Below are 23,208 nucleotides of genomic sequence, written 5' to 3'. Positions count from 1 at the left end.
AGATTCATCTTTTAACAGACGAAAATAAACTATTGGTATAGGTTTGTCTTTAGTACCATAAGTATTATCTGCAAGTTCCTGTTTATTCACGGTCGCAATAATTTCTGCTCCAGGATCTTTAATAGCCCTAACTAAATACATCCCAAAATCCTCATCCATAGATGAGTATCCGAAAAAATAGAAAATAGAAAAATATTTACGGAGAGAATCACTATAAAATTTAATCTCGTGCTTATAAATAATGGCCATGTTATCTGCTGATGAAGGGTTGAATTTAGCCTTCACTTCAAAATAATCTGCCGAATCAGCAAAGTTTTTCACATTTAACTTGATCGTGTCACATTTTGATAAATATTGGTCAATATATAAGCGTCCATCATTTATACTAGTATCAGGATTATCAAAGATATTCACTAACCAACGGCCAATATACCTACCAAAAATTAGTCCTAAAGCGATAATACATATACTTGCAGTTTGCAGAACCCTTTTCATTTATAAATTTATTAGCAATTCCTCAAAATAAATCTCAATAAGTTATTGTTATAATAAGAAAAAATGATCAAAGCTGATGTGTAAGCTTAAAAAAAATTAGCAGCCAAAACCCCTATTTATTTAACCTTCTTTTCTTTTCCAAACATCTTTTCGAAGTCATGTTTACTCTTCACATAAGACAAATAATATCCAGCATTAGAATTAAGCATATACTTTTTAAAATCAGCTTCAGATCCATTGAAATCACCTTTTTTATTGCCTTTCACTAAACTATAAAAAGTATAAGATTCTCCTATTTTCGGTTCGAAATATACTATTGGTATCGGTTTTTCTTTGGTTCCGTAAGAAACATCTGCAAAGTCTACTTTATTTACAGTCGCAATAATATCTTCACCTGAATCTTCGAGAGATCTTGTAAGATACATTCCGAATGTTTGATGTAAACCAGCATTACTGAAAAAATAAAAAATAGAAAAATATTTATGCAGAGCATCACTATAAAACGTAATCTCATGTTTATAAGCGAAGGCCGTATTGTCAGATGACGATGGATTAAACTTAGCTTTAACTTCGAAAAAACTTCTGGATTCCTTAAAATCCTTCATATTTAGAGTAATAGTATCACATTTTGATAAATAACTGGCAAGATTTGAATAACCATCATTTATACTCGTGTCAGGGTTATCAAATACATTTATTAACCAACGACCTAAATATCTTCCAAAAATTAATCCAACAGCAAGAAGGCTGATACTTGAAATTTGTAATATCCTTTTCATATTTATTTTTTAGAATTACTAGCTATTACATTACCTGTATTTTTACGATCTTCCTTACTCATAGTGTCTAAATTGAACAATGTATCTTCTATTAATTTCAATTTATTTTCTTTATAACTTTTAGCAATATAATGATTGGCAACTGAACCAGCCAAACCAACGCCTAATCCAACACCTAATCCTGCGCCAAGTTTTGAGAACTCCCCTTTAAAAGTTTTTTCGCCAAACCTGGCAAATGCCGAAGCTTGATCATATGTTGCTCCCTGTTGCATCAGCTCACTTATGATAGTTCGATTCTGTAAACTTATATCCTTAAAAACTTCCTTAGTTCCTTTTCCTGCACCAGCTAATGTACCTACACCATTATCGAAAAGACCATTATCTAAATCTGTTTGATAATCTTTTTCAGCAGTACTACCTTCGTTTGCCAATGTATCAATATCATTACCCTCAAAATATTCGGCCCCTGCAAAAGCAACACCTATACCTGTACCTAACGGATCACCCAAACCGCTCAAGCCACTTACAAATCCCATCCAGGCCTGTTGTTTAAGATGTTGATCAACTTCTTCTTTGTTGTTCGATGAAAATTTTGCCGCTGCCTTATGTGCTACAATGGGACTTAAAAAAGGTTGTATCATCCCACCCTTTATACATTTTAGATAGGAACTTTGAAGAAGCGCATTTTTTTTATTGAATGTAACCTTACTATGAGGAAGTTTCCATTCAGACCCTCCCTCCAAAGTACAATCACATTCATGTTTCTCTTTATATTCCCCTATCGCAATGGATACAGCACCAGCAATTGCAACTATACCAGCAATCGCCGTAGTAGCACCAGTTACAGATGCAGCCAACCCTGCCAAAATAACCCCAGCAACTCCACCAGTACCTACAATGGCTGCAACCACTACTACAGCAACAGCAATACAAATAATCCCTACGGCAATTCCAACTAACATTGCTCCCAAACCTCCCCAGAATTTAGCCGGAGACTTACAGACAAAACTTACACTGACTTTTTTATCATCTATATTAAGCCATGCTGCACGTTTAGTGTTAACCACAGTTTTACTGGACCTGACAACTCCAAGATTCTGAGGCTTAGTTACAGTCATTAATGTGCAATTAATCATTACACCAGATGGTAAATATGAGCTTCCCATTATTCTATTCTTTGTAATTTATAATCAACAAATAATTCAATATTATTCTTCACCTCCTCAGTGATTACCATATTCGCGTCACTCAGCATATTTTCGTTCAAATCGTATATGACCCTTGTCTCGTGATTATAATCATAGCCAGAAAACTTATAACCTATACTTGGCTTATACCTTAAATCATAAATCTTTTCAAAGTCAACAAGATGAGGATTTCCTTCTACTAATCTTCCAGCTTTTAAAATGCTAATTGAAGAAGGAGTTTCATCAAAAATCTCCTCTGTGACCTTAAAGTCAACAGGCAGACGATCAAATAGCTGAGAATAATAAAGTTTAGTAAACGGCTTCATTATAAATTGATCATTTACAAGATATTTATCAAAAAACAGGTCAAAAAATGGACGAACCTGAAAATCAAGGAGAATATTATCTTCGGTCATCTGCTGCTCCACATTAACAAGAAAAGTATCAATGTTGGCTCTCATTTCTGGTGACTTCACAAACGATGTACTAGACATTACTTCATTTTTAAAAGCCAGCCAGTTCGCTTTAATCTCATCCATATTATCAATCCGTAATATCTTTCCTGTTTTTGGATTTACAACTACTAACGCATTACTTTTAATCACATCAATTTTGCTCATCAGATCCAAGTTTTCCTGCAAATAAGAAGGCTGGATAGCAACAATCTGATCTGCAAGAGTAACCCTCACCATCAACTGACCATTGTTAATATATTTTTTGACGTGGTACTCCAGTTTAGTTTCTACATGGTTTTCAATAATGCCATTCATTTTAATTACCGCAAGCTGCACGCTTCTGTACTTTGCTTCACCCTCTTTAAAAAGTATATTATTATTAAGTGGTTGAACATCGATAGCTTCAACCTTCTCTGGGATATTCGTATTTTCTGTACCGAAAAAAGTAAATCTGCTCATGATTAATTTATATTAACGGGTCCACCTTCAATTTTTTGTTCACCTTTAGCGGTACTGGCAATTTTACCACTTGCTTGTGTAGCTTTGTCACTTGCATTAATTTCTATAGTAGTATTCCCTAAAGACCCAATACTCACCTTCGCCCCTTTCAACGGATCAGCATTCGCATTAATAGCATCTGTACCCTGAATATTGATAATCTTTCCAATCAAATCAATTGTACCATCAGAATTGAGCGTAATACTACTTTCCCCAGATCTGATAATAACCTTCTCACCCGCTACTATCTCAACTAACTTATCCCCATTCTTAATATCAATAAAATTAGAACCATCAGTTCCCAAATGAAGCGCATGATTTAAATCGTCAAAAGTCAACCTGCTCCCCAACCTCGAACTCAACCCTTTCACATTACTATTCTTGAACCCTTTACTATCGCCATTTTTGCCATGATAAACACTCCCTAACACAACTGGCCTTGCAATATTCCCCTCTTCAAAAGCGATCATGACCTGGTCGCCCTTTTCAGGGATCACATGAAAACCACGGTTCGAACCCGTATCTCCGCTACCCGCATTCGGGCTCATCACCCTTAACCACTCACTCGGATCATTGGTCTGGCAAGCCCACTTAAACTTCACCTTCACTCTACCTTGTCCTTGCGGATCATCATTATCCAAAACATCAGCAAGCTGCATATCCGGATCAGGCCTTTTATAGTTTTTAACAACCAGACGCTCTGTCGTAGAGACTAATCCTTCAAAAGTATTGATATAACGTCCCCTATCGTCAATCGTATGATTTACCGAGGTGATTAGAAATTTACCCAGACTTTCCGTTATAAAGGACACTTCTTGCCTTAAACTCATGGTAATATCTACAATTGCCCCCAATGCAACTTCCGGATTATCACCACCCGCACTTATCTTCAACAGCTGACTGATATTCGCTTTTTCTTCGTTATCTACCAGATTCTTAATGTCGCTGCCATTGTCAACACGAACTAAAGAAGGCTGATTAAAAGTCTTGCTATAAGTCGTATTTGAAGCATTAATCGCATGAACCAGATCTGGTCTGCCATCAGCTTTACCAGAACTTTCGCTTTGCAGCATTTCATCCTGCTTTGGGTTATAAGCAAACCTTTTATTCTTTATCGGCGCAACTTCCATCGCATACTGTAAGCTATTTACATCCCGCCCATAAAACAAACTCACTTCCTTCTGCGTATCCGGTTTACCGAAATTAAGGCTCATACCATCGTAGAAAAACCACTCATGATACTCACCACTCAGGCGGTTCAAAAATTCAAAATCGCTCTCACGATATTGAATCACATAATCTATAGGGGTTTTTCTGGTTGCGTTCGTAACTATCCGCAAATCATTAGCAGGAGTATCATGTGTAGCCAACTGTACAATGGTGCTTAAATCCTTATCCAGATAAGAACCTAAATCAGGCCCGCGGTCAATCAGTATAGTCGGGCTATACCCGCTTACAACCAGTACGCCATGGTAACCATTACTTTGTGTCAACTCAACCTTGGTCACTAAACCAGCAAAAACCTGTTGTTTGCCAAGCACATAGCCAAAAGATGCACTTAATGTCTTACCCACGAAATCCCGGCTGTTGTCCAGATTGATTAACCCTGGTGCACCCATTTCATCATGATTAAACCTGAGTTCAAAATAATGGTGTGCGTTAAACTGTTGTTGAAGAGTGAAAGAGCTAAAATGAGAAATAGTCTTATCACCTATACTGATCTCCTTGATTAAATTATTTTCCATGTTCCGAGCGCTGCCTCTCAGCAGATTAAAATATTTGGTTATCCACACAAACCAAATATCGTTCCAAAACAGAAATAAATTACTATATTAATTAACTACACATTAATAGAACCTTAAAACAATTGATATAAAAATCAATGATATTACAACGAAGGCCGTAATGTCAAATAAAACGGGGCTTCCTGATCCTGCCTGTTCTGACTCTTAATGATCTCTGCAGCAATCGTTCCCATCATCTTAAAATCAGTGGAAATGGTGGTAATCCCATTCAGTAAAAACTTCTTCAGCGGTGTTTCATTATAGGAAATCACCCCCACATCTTTCCCCATCTGCAAATCCATAGACAAGATCCTTTCAATCAAAACTACCAGGTCATCTTCCATTAAATTGATATAAGCCTCACCAGATTGGATAACCTCATTTTCCACATCACTAACCACTAAATGATTAAAAGCATATTGCTGACAAAACCTTCTGAACCCGTCAATAATCTCATTCGGAAAATAGCTCTTCTGAGGAAAGATTAGCTTTAAGGTATGATACTTTTCAAGTTGTTCCTTCGCCTGGACCAGTGCCCGGTAAATATCCTTTTCAAAATTCTCATAAACCGCAGAATAATTACCAACCACGCCTGGTACCTTTTTATCCAGTAAAATCAACTTTTCAGAAGGAATCGTATTGATAATCTGATGCGCGTCTTCCCCTCCCTCCATAAAATGCGGAATGATCACATAATGAGAATACTCAGTCCTTTTATTCAGGATCAGCTTTTTAAAGATCGAAAAATCATTGTTATAAATGTAAAAATCAATCAAAGCATCATCCCCCAGTGCAGCTACAAAAGAATCATAAATGATCTTTTTATGCACGGACAACTTATTAAACAATAAGAATATTTTTATCTTTTTCTTGAATTCCGTATTATCGATATAAAAACCCTTTCCAGGAACAGATAAGATTACCCCCTGTTTCTTCAGATATTTATACCCTTTCTCTGCCGTGTCCCGGGATATTTCCAGCACACAGCTCAACTCATTAATAGAAGGCAGAATATCATTCTTATTCAAGATACCATCCTCAATTGCTTCAATAATAGAATCACTAAGCTGTAAATACTTAGGCGTTGCAGAATATTCATCTACGTGTATAAACTTGAAAAAATCGGCTGTTTTCATTGTTGTAAAAAATAAATATAAAACCTTTTAGTGATAATAAGCACTTATCTGATTACCCTGACCTCTTTAGGCGCATCAATCTCCGTCTTAACCTCTCCACTGCTCATCTTGGTATGCTTAATCTTTACCACCCCATAAGGAGTTGGAAAAGTACCCTCCACAAATTTCAAATCTCCCAGATGCGGTTCTATTTTAATCACCTTACAGCCCGGAGCAATGACCTGTACCCCCAAAACATGCTCAGTTAGCCATGACGTAGGCCCCGAAGCCCACCCATGAGCCAGACTATGACGTAATTTTTTATAACTATAAGCTCCATAACTTGCATGAACATCAACCTTGCCTGCTGGCACAAGCTCATCAATACGGCCTGCATTTTTCATCCAGCTCAAATCAAAATCCTCCCAGAAAGTAGTTGCACCCAGTTCAAGCATTCCACCCCAATAAGCTCTGATATTATCAATAGCGCCCTGATAATCTCCTGCTTTAGCTTTCGCCTGCAACATATAATATCCATAAAAAGTAGAGAAGTTATCAGTACCGCCTATAGCAATAATATCTTCATTTGCTTTTTCTGCAGGCATTAAACCGGCCAAAGCTAAAAGCGCAGCTGCCTGTTTGTTATTGCCGGCATCAGGCACACTCTTTCTCAGCCGTTTCACAACCGAATCACATTTCCCTGCCGTAACCTCTTCTCCAAGAATGCGGCAAAGCTCTGCACCATCACTCAATGTCATCACCATCATAGCCTGTAACCCTGCATGCACTGCAGGTTTATTCGCATAAGAAGGCCAATCCATAAAACGCATGCCGTCCAGATTTTCTTCATTGCTTTTTACTTTGGTTATCAAATGATTTAACAAACCAACTAAATAATTACGCTGCTGCTTTAAATATTCCAGGTTTCCCTGGTACTGATACCAGTCTCTTTGAATACGCACCCACCACATCGAATATGAACTTATTCCGTTCATCCATTCCGGTAACGGCGTTACTTTTTTAATCAGGTCCAGACTTTGAGGTACAACCTCATTATAGCCAAAAACCGTATTGATAGTCATCACTTCAGGGTGCATATCTCCAACCCAGACTAACCTGTCTCTTTTAATCCCGTCCCACAGATATTGCTGCATATTTAAATGAACTGTATACGCACCTGTAGCCCAAATCTTGTTTAAACGTTCATCACTGCTGTGAAAAGAGCCCACATAAGGAATATCGCGATAAACAGAAACTGCCCTGGCTTCTTTCAAAATCAGTTCAGAACCAGGCTCCACAAGATCTATCCGCACAAAGCGAAAGCCTGTATTACCATACTCAAAACCACCAAGCCAGGGCAATTCAACGATAAGATCACGAATCGCATGATCATTCGTTGCCCCTTTTAAAGTATCCAGATCAGCCATTGCTTCACTCGCCGATTCGCCAAAACGGATACGCACCTTTACAGGGCCATGTTTTTCCATGATCCCCGTTACCAGCTGTATACCGCCATGCAGCTCCTTCCCATAGTCCAATAATACCCCGGGTAAATGGTCAGCGGAACTTTTCAAAACAAGCATATCCTTGTTGATCAGTTCGGCCTGCCCATTGCCCTGTTTCAGTAAACAAGCTGCATTATTTACGCATTTTCCGGTCTGATCTGATTGCCATAAAACCCGTTTTGGTGAAAGATACTCCCGAACCCGGGGATCTTTCTGCGCATGAACAACCGTAGTCATCAATAGCAAAGCGGCAACTATAAAGGTCTGCTTCATCTTAAAATAAAAACTAGTTATAATTTTACTGCGTATTCAAACTGATAAGTTCCTGACCCAGCATTGAACTGCACATCATTACCCTGATTAGCAACTTTAACAATCCCCTTCACTTCCTTCAAAGCAGTTCCACTTTCGGTAACCGCAGCATTTGCAGCACCAGGCAACCTGATCAGTGCAGTCGCATTTGGAGGGATAACTACTTTTAACTTAAACAGGCCACCCTCAATTTTCCAGTCACTCACCGTCAAACCGTACAGAGTTTCCAGCTTTGCAGCAGCTTGTGTAATCTTTCCACCAGGCTGTGGAGCAATAATTATCTTTTTATAACCAGGCTCAGACTCGTCCGTATCCAAACCAGCCATTACCCGGTACATCCAGTCTCCAATTGCACCATAAGCATAATGGTTAAATGAATTCATGCCTGTAGTTTGAAAACTGCCATCAGGTTTAATCCCATCCCAGCGCTCCCAAATCGTAGTTGCACCCATTTTTACCGGATATAACCAGGAAGGATAAGTTTCTTGCAACAGCAGCTGATAAGCTACATCTGTACGGCCAAAGCGTGTGAGTACATGGCACAGATATGGCGTACCTAAAAATCCTGTTGTTAAGTGATTACCATAGCTCTCAATATTTTTCACCAGAAAATCTACCGCCTGCTGCCTTAAATCTTCTGGCAGCATATCAAAATTCAACGCCAGCACATAAGCCGTTTGAGATCCTGAAACCAATCTGCCACTTGGCGTAATATATTCCTTAAGGAATGCCTTTTTAATATGGTCCAGCAATGCTGTATATTTCTCTTCGTCATCTTTCTTGCCTAATACCTTTGCCGTATTGATCAGCAATTGCGTAGAATGGGCATAAAAGGCCTGTGCAATTAAATACTTATCAGTTATTGCCGCGCGGCCATCATTGTCATCTTCCGGATGATAAAACAACCAGTCGCCAAAATGGAAACCTGTGTTCCAAAGATCATTTTTACTCTTGCTTGTCATAAAATCAACCCAACCTTTCATACTAGGATACTGCGTAGCCAAAACCTGTTTATCACCGTAAGCGACATACATATTCCAGGGTATGATCGTAGCCACATCACCCCAGCCCGTTGAACCCGCATCATTTTGAGTTAACACATTAGGTACTACAAAAGGTATACTTCCATTTGCCAGCTGATCTGAAGCTACATCTTTCATCCATTTCGTAAAAAACCCGGCTACATCCATATTAAAAGCTGCAGTACGGAAAAATACCTGTGCATCCCCAGTCCAGCCTAAACGCTCATCACGTTGCGGGCAATCTGTAGGAACATCCATAAAATTACCCTTCTGCCCCCACTGTATGTTATGCTGCAATTGATTTAACAGCGGATTCGAACTGGTAAACGTCCCTGTAGGGTCCATATCTGAATAAACAGCTATCGCTTTAAAAGCCGAAGGATTAATATTTGCCGTATTCCCGGTTAATTTCACATAGCGGAAACCCTGGTAAGTAAAATGAGGCTCATAACTCTCCACACCGGTCCCTTTAAAAATATACTTTACATGCTGTTTAGCCTTCCTTAGATTAGCGTCATAAAAATTACCTGCCTTATCCAGTACTTCTCCATGTTCCAGCTTGATAAATGATCCCGCTTTGCCGCTTAATTTAAAAGATACCCAGCCTACCACATTCTGGCCAAAATCAAGCACAGTTTCACCCTTTGGCGTTTTAATCACTTTAACCACACTAAACTGCTCATGCTTACTTGCAAGCGGGCTGATGCTACTCTCTAAAACCTCTTTACCGGGCGCAATAATTTGTACATTTTTCCAGCCTGCATCCTTATAATTCACAGTTGACCAACCCGGTTTTTCAAACTTCGCGTCATAGATCTCTCCATTATACAAATCTGAAAAACGAACAGGCCCTGTACTGTATTTCCAGCTGCCGTCACTATTGATTATTTTCTTCGTACCATCAGTATATTCGACAACCAATTGTACCAAACCGCTTAAATGTTTACCATAAAACCCGCGTTTACCATCAAAAGCAAGATACCCGCGGTACCAGCCATCACCCAGCGTAAAACCGATTGCATTCTGGCCATCCTTCAGCAAATTAGTCACCTCATAACTTTGATATAACAAACGCTTATGATAACTCGTCCAACCCGGGGCCAGATGATCCTGGCTCACCCTTTTTCCATTGATCTGCGCCTCATATAAGCCATGTGCAGAAATATAAAGTACGGCAGATTTTACTTTGCCTTGTGTCGCAAATACCTTTCTGAAAATAGGACTTGGCCCTTCAACTGTATCCGCAAGCGAACTTGTGATCCACTGCGCAGACCAGTCATCCGGATTCAGCAAGCCCGTATGCCAGGAACTAATAGCACTCCATGCCGACTCATTTCCCTGGTTATCCTTGATTTTAACCTGCCAATAATAACGTGTATCAGATTTTAACTGTTTACCCGCATAGCGTAAAAAAACAGACGCGTCACTTTTCTGATTTCCACTATCCCATACTGATGACTGGCCATTTAATAAGCCAGCAGAATCAGTTCCTACCCTGATCTGATAAGCACTCTGCATCACATTGCGCTGTGCAGAATTCATCTTCCAGCTTAAACGCGGTGCAGCCGCTTCAATTCCCATTGGGTTTTTCAGATATTCCGTTCTTAAATCGGTAACGCCTAATTTTTGAGCAGCTGCTGATAAGTCAAGCAGACAGCAACCTATTGCAATTCCTATATAGTAATTTCTCATGGCAGATTATTGAGGGTTTTGAGTAAGATTATCCAGATTCACCTCTCTTTGAGGGATCGGTAACAAGAGTTTATTCGCATTTAAAATATATGAACCAGAAGGGATATTAGGTTTATGCGCAATTTCATATTGTCCATGCGCCGCCATCACCTCTACCGCTTTTCCCGAGCGTACCAGATCATACCACCGCTGATTCTCAAAAGCCAGCTCCACCCTTCTTTCTTGTAAAATAGCATCCCTGAAAGCTTGCTGACTGTCCACACTTAAAGCCGCAACAGCATTCCCGGTAGTCTTTGCAGGTAAACCCGCCCTGGTGCGAATCTGGTTTAACAAAGTAAACTGCTCTCCGCCTGCTGCGAACCCCTGTTCATTCAAACATTCGGCAATCATCAGCAGTACATCTGCATACCTGATTACAGGAAAGTTATCATTCGTACGGCCTCTGTCTATAATCCCGTGGTTGTATTTTTTTACGTAAGGAATGTTTACAAACTTGCCACCCAGATCCGTAAAACCTACAGCTAAAGAAGCATCTTTTCGTAAATCACCAGTTTCATAAGCATCAATCATATCCTGCGTAGGAATATTCCAGCCACTGCTCCCATTCAAGGAAGTCGCCGGATCTCCTGTGATGATACTGCCAGAATTCCATGGTGCAAACTGATACAGAAAATCACTCGACAACCCCGGCTGTGCTCCAAGATACTGAATCTCAAAAACAGACTCACTGTTATTTTTATTCGAAGGAAGGAAAACATCTTTATAAACAGGAATAAGACTATAGCCCAGTTGCTGTACTTTTCTCAAAGGAACCAGTGCTTCAGCAAATTTCTTTTGCGTCATGTATAATTTGGCCAGTAAAGATAAAGCCGCACCCTGTGTTGCTCTTCCAACCTCCAGGCCCGTATATTTAGCAGGCAGTTTTTCTGCCGCAGCTGTCAGATCAGTGAAAATCTGTGTATATACCTCGTCTATGGAAGCTCTTCCTTTAGACCTTGCATCTGCCGGAGACTGACTTGGGATTAACCTTAAAGGCACTCCTCCAAACTGTCTCACCAGGTTAAAATAATGGAAAGCCCTTAAAAACAAAGCTTCTCCCGTAAACTGGTTTTTTATTTCAGCAGACATGGTTACCCCATCTATTCTGGCCAGGATTTCATTGCAACGTAAAATGCCGGTATAATTTTGCTGCCAATAGCCCTGCAAAGGTTCTGCCGTTGCCCCTATCAGGAACTGATCCATAAACTCCCGCTGTTCAGAACCGCGGTCTGCCGGATTATATTGATAAGTCGTATTATCAGATCTCATTTCACCAAATAGCCAGTAATTGACCCTGCCCATATCACTGATAGAAGAATAGGCCCCACTCACTGCCTGTTTAAAATCTGCTTCTGTTTTGTAAAAATTAACGCCTGGTAAAGAAGCTTCCGGAGTTTGATCAAGAAAAGCCTTCTTACAACCTGATACCGATAAACTGATCAGCAGCACGCCCGTTATTATATATTTTGTATAATTCCTCATGATTGACAAAGATTAAAATGTTAAGTTCAGTCCCAGTGTGAACGTTCTTGGCAGCGGATAATTCGTAAAATCCTCTCCGGGAACCAATGCACTGCTCACTGCATTTCCTGAAATCGTATTTCGGCTAACTTCCGGATTAGCACCGCTATACTTGGTGAAAGTTGCCAGGTTCTGGATGCTTGAATAAATTCTTGCGCCCTTGATCACTTTAGAAGCCCGCAGCATTCTTTCACCGAAACGGTAACCGAAAGTTATATTTTGAATACGCATATAACTCGCGCTCTCTACCCACGAAGAATTTACATCGCGATAAATTACCCGCGATCCATTTGTAGTTGGCGTAAATCCATCACCAGGATTTTCTGGTGAACGGTATCTGTTCAGCACCTTTCTGTCTACATTGAAAATACCGTCAATATTCAGCAAATACTGGTTCGCTGTTTTTAAAATCTGTCCGCCCTGAGAACCAACAAGCAGTATATTTAAGTCAAATCCTTTATACCCAAACGTATTGGTTAAACCCCAGGTAAAATTCGGCTGAGGTGATCCGATCACAGCAAAATCTTTTACAGGCTCAATAATCCCATTGCCATCTACATCTTTATATTTTACAGAGCCCACTACAGAAGTTACATGTTTAGGCGAGTTGTTCAAGTCTGCCTGATCCTTGTAAATACCTTCCAGGATATACCCATAAAACTCACCCACAGGACGGCCAACTTGTGTAATATGCTGATAGGAACCTTCCCCGCTTCTGCCGCTATAAATAGGGTCATTATTTTCATTTAAGGCGAGTACCTTATTTCTGTTAAAGGCAATGTTTGCACTTGTGCTCCACGTCAATGTTCCTTCCAGGTTTTTAGACGTTAAACCAAATTCAAAACCTTGATTCTGAATCTTACCAGAGTTGATAATTGCATTAGAATAACCAGATGATAAAGGAATTTCACTGTTATATAACATCCCTTTAGTTATCCTTTTATAGTAATCTATATTAAATGATAATCGGTTCTTTAAAATCCCAAGATCAATACCCGCATCCAGCTGAGAAGACTCTTCCCACGTTAGGTTTGGATTATTCAGCGAAGTAGGAACACGGCCGCTGGAAAGCTGACCACCAAACACATAGTTCGAAGAACCGATATTGGTGATATAAGTATAATTTCCAATATTATAATTACCCGACAGCCCGTAAGTTGCCCTCAACTTCAAATCACTGATCCAGGTTGCTTTTTTCATGAATTCCTCTTCTGATGCTCTCCATGCAAAAGCAGCCGAAGGGAATGTTCCATATCTGTTATTGCTCCCAAAACGAGACGAACCATCCGTACGTACTGTAGCCGTAAACAAATACCTGTCTTTATAAGAATAATTGGCACGCGCCAGGTAAGAAATAATAGACCATTTTTGCACATCAGCATTAAACCCGCTGATAATAGCCGCCGCATTGATGGTCTGTATTTTATCATCCGGGTAGTTATCCGCGAACAGGTATAAACTTTCCGCGCGTTCCTTTTGCGCACTATAACCTACTACTACATTCAGGCGGTGATCTTTACCGAATGACTTATCGTAAGTCAATACCGCCTCAGACAACCAGTTGAAACTAGTTGATTTATTGGTCGTGGAATTTGGCACTGATGGCGGAGGTGAATTTACACCTCCAACAAATGAAGGATTAAATACAAAAGAAGAGCTGTTTGTATAATCGACATTAAAACTATACCTCAACTTCAGGCCATTCAGAATTTGATATTCAGCGAAAGCAGTTCCAAGACCCCTGAAATCCTTCGATCTTGTGCCTCCATATTCCAGACTATTCAATGGATTAGGGCCAGCATACATACCCGGAGAACTCACATAAGGAGTACGGTTCCCATTTCCGTCCGTTAAAGGAACCAGTGGACTTAACCATAAACTTCTGCTCAATACATCCACAAACTCATTTTCAAAATTATTCAGATCACGCACACTGTTTGTAGGTGCCAGGTTGAGTCCTATTTTCAATTTCTTACCCAACTTAGTTTCCGTATTCAACCGGACCGCGTAGCGCTGGAATCCAGTATAACGGATCGTACCCGCCTGATTCAGATACCCAAGGGAGAAATTATACTTTGTATTTTCAGAACCTCCGCTAATACTTGCATCCAGATTGCTCATTGGCGCGTCATGGATTATTTCATTGTACCAGTTTGTACCAGCACCATATTGTGAAGGATTACGAAAAGCTTCTGGAATATCTGCATCAGTAGCGACCAGACCTCTTGAAGCAAAATCATCGACAATCATATCCTTTCTGAATTGAGCAAACTCAGTTCCGTTCAGCATTTGCGGCCTTCCTTTCTGAGGGACCTGCTGAATACCTGTATACGCACTGATGTTCACTACCGGAGTTCCTTTCAGCCCTTGTTTAGTCGTAATTACAATCACCCCATTTGAACCCCTTGACCCATAAATAGCAGTTGAAGAGGCATCTTTTAACACCGTAATTGATTCAATATCATTCGGATTAATCACATTCAGGGGATTAGAAACCTGCCCTGAAGTGTTTGAAATCGGGTAGCCGTCTACTACAAATAAAGGATTGTCACCCGCGCCAATAGAACCTGATCCCCTGATTTTAATGGACGTACCACCACCCGGAGTTCCTGTGGTCGTATTAATTTGTACCCCGGGAATCTGGCCTTTCAATTTCTGATCTACAGAACTTACCGGCAAATCTTTGATCTGAGCTGCAGAAACCGTGGCCACAGCCCCTGTAGCATCTTTTTTCGTCGTTGTTCCATAGCCGATAACCACTACTTCATCCAGTTTTTGATTATTGGAAACAAGCTGTGCATTCAGGTTAGGAGTACCTGTAAAAGTCAGTCTGGCTTCTGTATAGCCGATATAGCTAAAAACAAGCACAGCATTCTCCGCAGCTTTTAAAGCATATTCTCCATTTGAATTGGTGGTGGTTCCGGCAGCCGAACCTTGTACCTTGATCGTTACTCCCGGCAAAGGGCTGCCATCACTTTTATCTGTAACCTTACCCGTCACAGTTTTCTGCTGGGAAAAGCCATTTGTACTATTGTAAAGCGTAAACAAGAGTACACAGAACAGCGCAGAAAAGAACTTTTGTAAATTTCTCTCAATTGTCATATGTGTTTATATTTGGTTGCTCTAAAATAAATCAACCCCGGTTGATCGGCAACCTGCTCTATCCTGTAAAACGGCTTTTATTTACATTTAAAAGGTTTTATTAAAAAAGGGAAGACCAATTTAATGACCTTCCCCTTTGGTGATATTTAAAATTAAAGAATTGGTTCAAAATCCGGTTTATTGGATTCTGAACTTGTGTTACCGGATTTCGAACTGATATTTGCCTGATTCGATTTTATAAATCCGGCTAATCTTTTTACCCTGAAAATAAACAGAAGAATTTCCGGCTATCGGGAAATAAATTGTCGAACTGCTATTGGCAGGAATGGTCACGTCATAAATAACTGCTTCCCCTTTTCTTTTCCACGAGGAAACGATTTTCCCAAACGGGCCATCGTGACCCGCTTCAAAATGAGTTAACCCCGTAACAAAATTCGGAGCCAGGATTACATTTTTGAAGCCGGGTTGTTGTTCATCTACTTTAATTCCTCCCAATCCTTTGAAAAACCAACCACCAATCTCTCCAAACATCATATGGTTTAAAGAAATGTCGCGTTCTGCCTGAATATTCCAATTCTCATAAAGCGTGGTTGCTCCATTGACAATCCACCAGCCCCACGAAGGATAAGTATCTTGTGCAGCAAGTTTATAAGCGGTTTCCGCCTGACCATGGTCACTTAATGCGTTCAAAATCGCTTTCGCGCCGAGTACACCAACATCAAGGTGCATCCCATCTGCGGCCACTCTTTTTGCCAGGTTGGAAGCTACTTTATCTTGAAGTTCTGCAGGAACAATGCCCCATTGTAACGCTACACTTAACTCCGTTTGTAAGCCACTGCCATAAATCCCGGTCGATGGGTTCAGATATTTATCATTGATTGCTTTTTTAATTTTCGAGGCCAGCTCACTATAAGTTTTAGCATCTTCAGTTCTGCCAAACAACTTTGCGGTTTTTGCCAGAATATTAGCGTCTACATAATAATAAACAGAAGAAGTATATTCCAATGGTGACGAAGACTTTACAGGGACCCAGTCGCCTCTGCCATAACTGGTTAAACCAGAAGGGCTAATTTGCGTCACATAATTTACATAGCTTTTTATATTGTCATAACAAGCCTCTAATAACTTGGAATCCCCATAAAACTGGTAAATATCCCAGGGAATAATAGCGATGGTACTCGTCCAGTCCGTTCCGTTTGCAGTACCATAACCCCAGCCACCAGTAGGAATAATATCAGGCAATACGCCATTAGGCTGCTGCTCATCCCGATGGTCAGCAAGCCACTTCTCATAAATTGTAATGCCGTCAAAATTGTACAAACCCGTTTCCACAGCAAAATGTCCGTCTCCGGTCCAGCCATTCTTTTCCCGCTGCGGACAGTCCGTAGGATAACCATATAAATTTGATAAGTAAGAATTATTTGTCGCCCACCATAACTTATCAATCAGCGGATTTGAGGAACTGATCTGGCCTGCTACCGGAACGTCACTGTGCATAAAATATCCGGTAATACTTTCCTTTTTTAACTCCACAGGCTTACTGCTCACCACCTCTATATACTGAAACCCTTTATAGTTAAACCGGGCCATAAACTCTTCCTCACCTTTACCATTCAATATTAAAATATCCGTTTGAAAAGGATCTTTTTTATCTGCCGGACGATGGTAAACATCAATATTAGAAAGATCAAGACGGCCGTCCGGATAAAGTCTTTCTCCGTGTTTAATTTGTAAAACCGTTCCGCTTTCGCCCTTTACTTTCAGCTTGCTGACCCCTGCAATATTTCTGCCCAGGTCAAAAACATAAGTCGTATCGTTAAACTTCTTCACTGATACCGAAGGAATAGTTTCAATACTTCGGATAGGGTGCATCGCCTGGCTGACAATATTTTCTGAAGGTGCTGCGCGCAGGGTAACATCCCCCCACTTGCTGGCATCAAAATCAACTTTATTCCATCCCGGCTGTTCCAGACGGGCATCATAATGTTCAGCGGTATAAATGCTGTTAAAAACCAGCGGCCCGCTATGTGTTTTCCAGCTGCCATCAGAAGTCACGGTTTCTTCAGAGCCATCCTGATAAGTAATCCGCAAATCCAGGCAAAATGCTGGCCTTGCCCTCCACGGTGCTTTATCGAAGTTCCAGACCGCTAAAGATTGGTGATTATACCAACCATTTCCGAGTAAAACACCAATGGCATTTTTACCTGCTTGTAAATTAGCTGTCACATCATAACTTACATATAAATTCCTTCTGTCAAACCGGGTATACATCGGATCAAGACGATGATTACCGACCTTTTTACCGTTCAGATAAAGTTCGTATAAACCTGCTGCTGCAATATAAGCCCTGGCAGATTTTATCTTTTTCGGACTTTCAAATACCTTTCTGAAATATGGCGCGGGTAATATATTCACATCATTCCGGTCGCTGATCCAGGTACCCTTCCAATTGGACATTTTTACCATCCCGGTTTCAAAAGCCGCGATCTTGGCCGTCCCGGGTTTTCCATCTTTATCCCAAACCTCTACCTGCCAGAAATATTTAGTAAATGGTTTTAACAAAGACCCATTATAAAGAAGCAATGCAGCAGAAGAGTTAACCTTTCCTGTGTTCCATAAAACTTTTTTCTGCTGAAGCAGTGCGGAGGAATCTGTACCGACCGTAACCCGGTAAGCGGTTTGTTTAGCTCCTTGCCGCGTATCAGAAAGCAACCAGGAAAGTCTGGGTTTTGGTACATCAATGCCTATCGGATTTACTAAATGTTCACACTGTAAACCACCCGGCGATACAATTTCGTTATTCAAAGCATGAGTTGAGATAACCTTAATATTTCCAAAAGCAACAGGGCTCCAGCCAAAAATTAAAAACAGGGAATAGCTAATACTTATTTTCTGATAAAGCTTCATAATTCTTGGTTCGTATGCGTTGTATAATATTTTAATTCAATCAAATCATTCGGAACTGGTTTTCTGTTCCAGCATTGATGTATGGCCAGTGCAGTTCCAATCGCTGTAGCCTGCGCCATAGAAGCTGCAAAAACTTCCAGCTCAGGAAACAACAGCGCTAACATATTCATATAAATTGTATTCTTGCTAAAACCACCATCCACGAAAATCCTTTTCACCTTTTCCTTGTCCATCACTAAGCTCGAAGATGCCTTTTGCTGTAAAGTAAGATCCAGGATAAACTGGTGATAAGCAACCGTATCTGATGGAAAAGAAGATAGCTCACGCGTAGAAAAAGCAGACTCCCTGCCTAAAGGAAGATCCAGTTCCTTTCTTTCTCTCATCCCCTTTAACAACTCTTGCGTAATGTTGCCTTCATATTTCATATGCCGGTAACGGCCAATATTCTGTTTAAAATAAGCAGCAATACGTTTCACTTGTTGTTCATGCTCGTAACCTGCAAAAATCCGGGAAGCTTTGACGGGTTTCCCCTTATACTGTAAATAACAAAGACAATCCTGTGCCAGCTCAGCCGGGGTAAGTGCCGAGTCATTAAATGGATTCATGGTAATACACCAGGTTCCGGTAGAAATCAGCACAAAAGGCTCATGAAAATTAATTAAATAAGGGATCAGTGCTGCAGAACTATCATGCAAACCAATCCCCACCTGATACTGATTGCCAGGAAACTCGGAAGGAAATACCTGGTCAGCTGCAACTACAGGTGCTAATTTCTGGTCGAGCCCTTCCTTTTTAACCCACTCATGATAATCGTTTTGCTTAAAATCCCAGAGCTGCGTATGACAACCGATACTCGTTAAGTCTGAATATTCCACACCAGAAACCAGGTAGCTCAGATATTGAGGAAGGTGTAACGCATACCTGATTTGCTGATACAAAGGCGGCTTTTCTTTTTTGATCCGGTATAACTGCATCCCTGAATTAAGGCTGCCTAAAACAGGGGATGCTGTAGCCGCAGAGATCGTCTCCCGGCCACCATAAGTTTTATAAAAATCAGCTTCCAGTTCCTGAGGATAAGCTTTCAGATAATTATACAAAGGTGCCAGCGGTTTCCCATATTCATCAATGTAGACAAAACTGGCCCCATAAGTAGAGAAGTTTATCGCTTTAATCTCAAACTCTTTGCGCTTCAATATTTCGCGTAAAGAATCAAAAACAGAAAGCCTTAAACTCTCCAGATTTTCACACAAATCGCCATCCTCGTCATACATTTCTATAAAACGGGCCGAGCGTTCAAAAACTATTTTATAGTCTTCATCGAAGAGGAAAATCTTTTTATTAGTCTTTCCTACATCAAAAACGACAATAACCGGAATTGCACTCATTATAAACCTGTTGCTATGGTTTTCGCCCCCCTTGCTGCAATCAGTTTTTCTCTGACTTTCAGCTGGCGGTATAATGCCAAAGGTTTCCCGGCCCCGCCACTTCTTAACCTTGCTTCCTGTACTATTGCCCGCGCATCTGTACGGAAAGCATGTTGCAAAATCTCCTGACACCTCACGGTATCATTTTCATGCTGTGCAATAGACAATGCTTCTTTATCGACCAATAATGCCTGTGTGTAGGCGAGCATAATTGCTTCCACAGATTGCAGCAAATCTTCTAAGGGATCTTTCACATTGTGCGAAGCATCGATCATCCAGCCTAAACCAGTAGCGTGATCTATACCTTTTGCGTCCATACCTTCTATCAATTCATTAAAAATAAGAAACAACTGATAAGGTTTCATACTTCCGGCCGTTAAATCATCGTCTCCATATTTAGAATCGTTAAAGTGAAAACCACCCAATTTGCCTTCCATCAGTAAAAGTGAGACGATCTGCTCAATGTTTGCATTCGGCAAATGATGGCCTAAATCAACAAGCGTGTAAGCTTTAGGCCCTAATTTATTGGCGAATAACAAAGACTGCCCCCAATCTCCAACTGTAGTTGAATAAAAATTAGGCTCAAAAGCTTTATACTCTACAAATAGCTTCCATTTTTCGGGTAAAGCCGCATAAATCTCCTCCAGACTTTCCAAGGTGTTCTGAAAAGCTTTTCTGAAGTTCAGCTGTCCGGGGAAACAAGAACCATCAGCCAGCCAAACCGTTAACGCATCTGATCCAAAGGCTGCCCCCTGGCGGATTACTTCAATATTATGGGCAATTGCCTGTTTGCGTACCGCTTTATTGACATGCTGCAAAGAACCGAATTTATAACTATGTGCCTGGCCCGGCTGATCTTGAAAAGTATTAGAATTCATGGCATCAAAACGAAGTCCGTGATGATGCGCTAATTTCTTAACCCCTTCATAGTCATCAGTTTTATCCCATGGGATATGCAGCGACACTGCCCCGCTCGATTGGTTTAGTCGATGGATCAACCCAATATCCTCTATTTTCTCTTCCAGACTGCGTGGCTCCCCGCCACCAGAAAAGCGGCCGAAACGTGTTCCGCCAGTACCCAGTGCCCAGCTTGGGATCCCGATCTGGAACTGAATTAATTTAGAAATTATACTTTCAACCTGCGGATGCTCTGCTGCTGCAAAATCGAATCTCCGTTGGTGCTCATTTTCCAGTTCCTGGTTGTGCGCGTCTATCTGATATTTTTCTATTTCCATGTTCTTGAATTTATCTGACGAAAGCCATAGCCACGCCACCATCTACATTTAATACATTCCCGGTAGATTTATTTAAAAGTCCACCTACAAAAACTAAACAGGCATTTGCAATATCCTCTGGAAGGATAATTTTATCAAGCAGTGTTCTTTTCGCATAAAAAGCAGGTAATTCTTCTACCTTGACCCCATAAGCTTTTGCACGGCCCGCAGCCCAGTCCCCTTCCCATATTTTACTATCTGAAATTACGGCATCCGGGTTAACCACATTCACCCTGATCTGGTCTTTTCCTAATTCCGCAGCATTTAATCTGCTCAGGTGAAGTTGTGCAGCTTTAGCCGATCCATATCCTGCATTATTAGGCCCTGAAACTAACGCATTTTTGCTGACAATATTCAAAATATCACCTCCTATTGCTTGCTTACGCATCATTATTACAGCTGTTTGTGTGATCTTAAACTGCCCTTTCACTAGTACATCATATAACAAATCCCAATCTTTATCTGTATGTTCCTCAATTGGTTTTGAAATAGATAAGCCCGCACAATTGACGACAATATCTACCCCGCCAAAAGCAAGCGCAGCTGTATCAAATGCTTCCTGAATAGCTTCGTTCCGGGTCACATCGAGCAAGACAGTTGTATAAGCATCTTTGCCATATAACTGATCAAATTCCTGAGCCGCTTGTTCCAAACGGCTGTTGTCATTATCATTGATAATTACCACAGCTCCTTCTTCTATAAACTTCCTGGAAATCGCTTTACCAATTCCTCCCGCGCTGCCAGTAACCAGCGCAATTTTACCCGTTAGCGCTTTTGGCTTAGGCATCCGCTGCAATTTCGCCTCTTCCAGCAACCAGTATTCGATATTAAAAGCTTCCTGCCTAGGCAATGAAGTATAGGAAGAAATTGCTTCTGCACCCTTCATGACGTTGATTGCATTGATATAAAACTCTGCCGCCACACGAGCAGTCTGTTTATCTTTTGAAAAAGAGAATAACCCAACTCCCGGATAAAGAATAATAACCGGGTTCGCGTCACGCATCGCCGGGCTGTTATCATGTTTATATGTTTGATAATACTCCGCATACATTTCCCGGTAAGTTACAAAAACCGGGGCAAGCAGAGTTTTAAGACGCTCTGTATCTGAAAGATCTTCTTCCGCATCCAAAGTTAAAACCAGCGGGCTGATCTTGGTGCGTAAAAAGTGGTCCGGACAGCTTGTGCCCAGTGGAGCAAGTCTTCCCAGATCATTCGAATTGATAAATTCCAGTACTCTTGCATCATCGGTGAAATGTCCGATCATATGGCGCTCAGCAGAACAAAAACCACGTAAGACAGGCGATAACAATGCGGCCTGCTTTTCCCTTACCGACCGCTCTGGAGCAGTGATTTTCTGACCACCGAATACTGGCCCTTTTTTACCATAATTCTCTTCCAGATAGGCCGCACAAATTTCAACGACTTCCAGCGTATTGAGATAACTCTCATAAGCGGTATCTCCCCAGGTAAATAATCCATGAGAGCCGAGCATGATCCCGCGGATCCCAGGGTTTTCATCCAGACATTGCTTTAACTGCAGCCCCAGATCAAATCCTGGTTTCTGCCAGTCTACCCAACCAATTTTCCCTTTAAATAAATCGTGCGTAATCTGCTTTCCATCCTTCGCTGCCGCGATTGCAATTGCCGCATCCGGGTGCAAATGATCAATATGTTTAAAAGGGAGAAACCCGTGTAAAGGTGTATCTATCGAAGGCGCTTTAGAGTTCAGGTCATAAATACAATGGTTAAACAGTTCTACCATTTCATCTTCCTGATCCAGACCTTTATAGATATTTTTTAAAGCCCTGAGCCGTTCTACATATAAAGCAGCCAGCCCGTTGCGTTTTAACGTCCCAATATCTCCGCCCGAACCTTTGATCCACATGATCTCGGTCGTTTCACCAGTTAGCGGATCAATTGCATTTGCTTTACAGGAGGTATTTCCGCCACCATAATTTGTGAGGCGTAAATCTGCTCCTAATAAATTTGAACGGTAAAGTAATAAAGCCACCTCATCTGTTGCTAATTTAGCAGCTTCTGTTTCATCCCATAAATAACTTACGCGTTTAAAACGGTTTCTTTCGTCGAACATAGTAT

General features: G+C 40.8%; 14 protein-coding genes. All 14 read right to left on the bottom strand.

Annotation, left to right across the window (positions count from 1 at the left end; all coding sequences use genetic code 11):
• A partial coding sequence (locus LY11_RS24990) for a hypothetical protein (RefSeq protein WP_146610917.1) occupies positions 1-495 on the bottom strand: 495 nt, incomplete at its 3' end.
• A 116-nt stretch (positions 496-611) separates the two neighbouring features.
• Positions 612-1,274, bottom strand: coding sequence for a hypothetical protein (locus LY11_RS24985; RefSeq protein WP_111636323.1), 663 nt, complete (start codon positions 1,272-1,274; stop codon positions 612-614).
• Positions 1,275-1,276: 2 nt separating this feature from the next.
• Positions 1,277-2,392: a hypothetical protein gene (locus LY11_RS24980; protein WP_170132771.1), complete on the bottom strand. Its 1,116-nt coding sequence runs from the start codon at positions 2,390-2,392 to the stop codon at positions 1,277-1,279.
• A 47-nt stretch (positions 2,393-2,439) separates the two neighbouring features.
• Positions 2,440-3,375 carry a hypothetical protein gene (locus tag LY11_RS24975; RefSeq protein WP_111636321.1) on the bottom strand — a complete coding sequence of 312 codons (936 nt, stop codon included), beginning with the start codon at positions 3,373-3,375 and terminating at the stop codon, positions 2,440-2,442.
• A 2-nt stretch (positions 3,376-3,377) separates the two neighbouring features.
• The gene (locus LY11_RS24970) at positions 3,378-5,159 is read right to left on the bottom strand and encodes a type VI secretion system Vgr family protein (RefSeq protein WP_111636320.1); all 1,782 of its coding nucleotides are present in this window, start codon (positions 5,157-5,159) and stop codon (positions 3,378-3,380) included.
• Between the two features lie 143 nt (positions 5,160-5,302).
• Positions 5,303-6,334: a GntR family transcriptional regulator gene (locus tag LY11_RS24965; RefSeq protein WP_111636319.1), complete on the bottom strand. Its 1,032-nt coding sequence runs from the start codon at positions 6,332-6,334 to the stop codon at positions 5,303-5,305.
• A 44-nt stretch (positions 6,335-6,378) separates the two neighbouring features.
• Positions 6,379-8,091 (bottom strand): alpha-L-rhamnosidase-related protein, encoded by a 1,713-nt coding sequence (locus LY11_RS24960; protein WP_111636318.1) that lies wholly within the window; start codon positions 8,089-8,091, stop codon positions 6,379-6,381.
• 17 nt (positions 8,092-8,108) lie between these two features.
• Positions 8,109-10,844: a glycoside hydrolase family 78 protein gene (locus LY11_RS24955; protein WP_111636317.1), complete on the bottom strand. Its 2,736-nt coding sequence runs from the start codon at positions 10,842-10,844 to the stop codon at positions 8,109-8,111.
• A 6-nt stretch (positions 10,845-10,850) separates the two neighbouring features.
• The gene (locus LY11_RS24950; RefSeq protein WP_111636316.1) at positions 10,851-12,365 is read right to left on the bottom strand and encodes a RagB/SusD family nutrient uptake outer membrane protein; all 1,515 of its coding nucleotides are present in this window, start codon (positions 12,363-12,365) and stop codon (positions 10,851-10,853) included.
• 12 nt (positions 12,366-12,377) lie between these two features.
• The gene (locus LY11_RS24945) at positions 12,378-15,506 is read right to left on the bottom strand and encodes a SusC/RagA family TonB-linked outer membrane protein (RefSeq protein WP_111636315.1); all 3,129 of its coding nucleotides are present in this window, start codon (positions 15,504-15,506) and stop codon (positions 12,378-12,380) included.
• A gap of 198 nt (positions 15,507-15,704) precedes the next feature.
• Positions 15,705-18,413 (bottom strand): alpha-L-rhamnosidase, encoded by a 2,709-nt coding sequence (locus LY11_RS24940; protein ID WP_111636314.1) that lies wholly within the window; start codon positions 18,411-18,413, stop codon positions 15,705-15,707.
• Positions 18,410-19,798 carry an FGGY-family carbohydrate kinase gene (locus LY11_RS24935; RefSeq protein ID WP_111636313.1) on the bottom strand — a complete coding sequence of 463 codons (1,389 nt, stop codon included), beginning with the start codon at positions 19,796-19,798 and terminating at the stop codon, positions 18,410-18,412. Before LY11_RS24935 ends, LY11_RS24940 begins: the two co-directional genes overlap by 4 nt.
• The gene (locus tag LY11_RS24930; protein ID WP_111636312.1) at positions 19,798-21,072 is read right to left on the bottom strand and encodes a TIM barrel protein; all 1,275 of its coding nucleotides are present in this window, start codon (positions 21,070-21,072) and stop codon (positions 19,798-19,800) included. Before LY11_RS24930 ends, LY11_RS24935 begins: the two co-directional genes overlap by 1 nt.
• A 10-nt stretch (positions 21,073-21,082) precedes the next feature.
• Positions 21,083-23,203: a bifunctional aldolase/short-chain dehydrogenase gene (locus LY11_RS24925; protein WP_111636311.1), complete on the bottom strand. Its 2,121-nt coding sequence runs from the start codon at positions 23,201-23,203 to the stop codon at positions 21,083-21,085.
• Between the last annotated feature and the right edge of the window lie 5 nt (positions 23,204-23,208).

This window comes from Pedobacter cryoconitis (assembly GCF_003259615.1).
GTDB classification, from domain to species: domain Bacteria; phylum Bacteroidota; class Bacteroidia; order Sphingobacteriales; family Sphingobacteriaceae; genus Pedobacter; species Pedobacter cryoconitis.
This window is presented reverse-complemented; position numbering and strand designations above follow the sequence as displayed.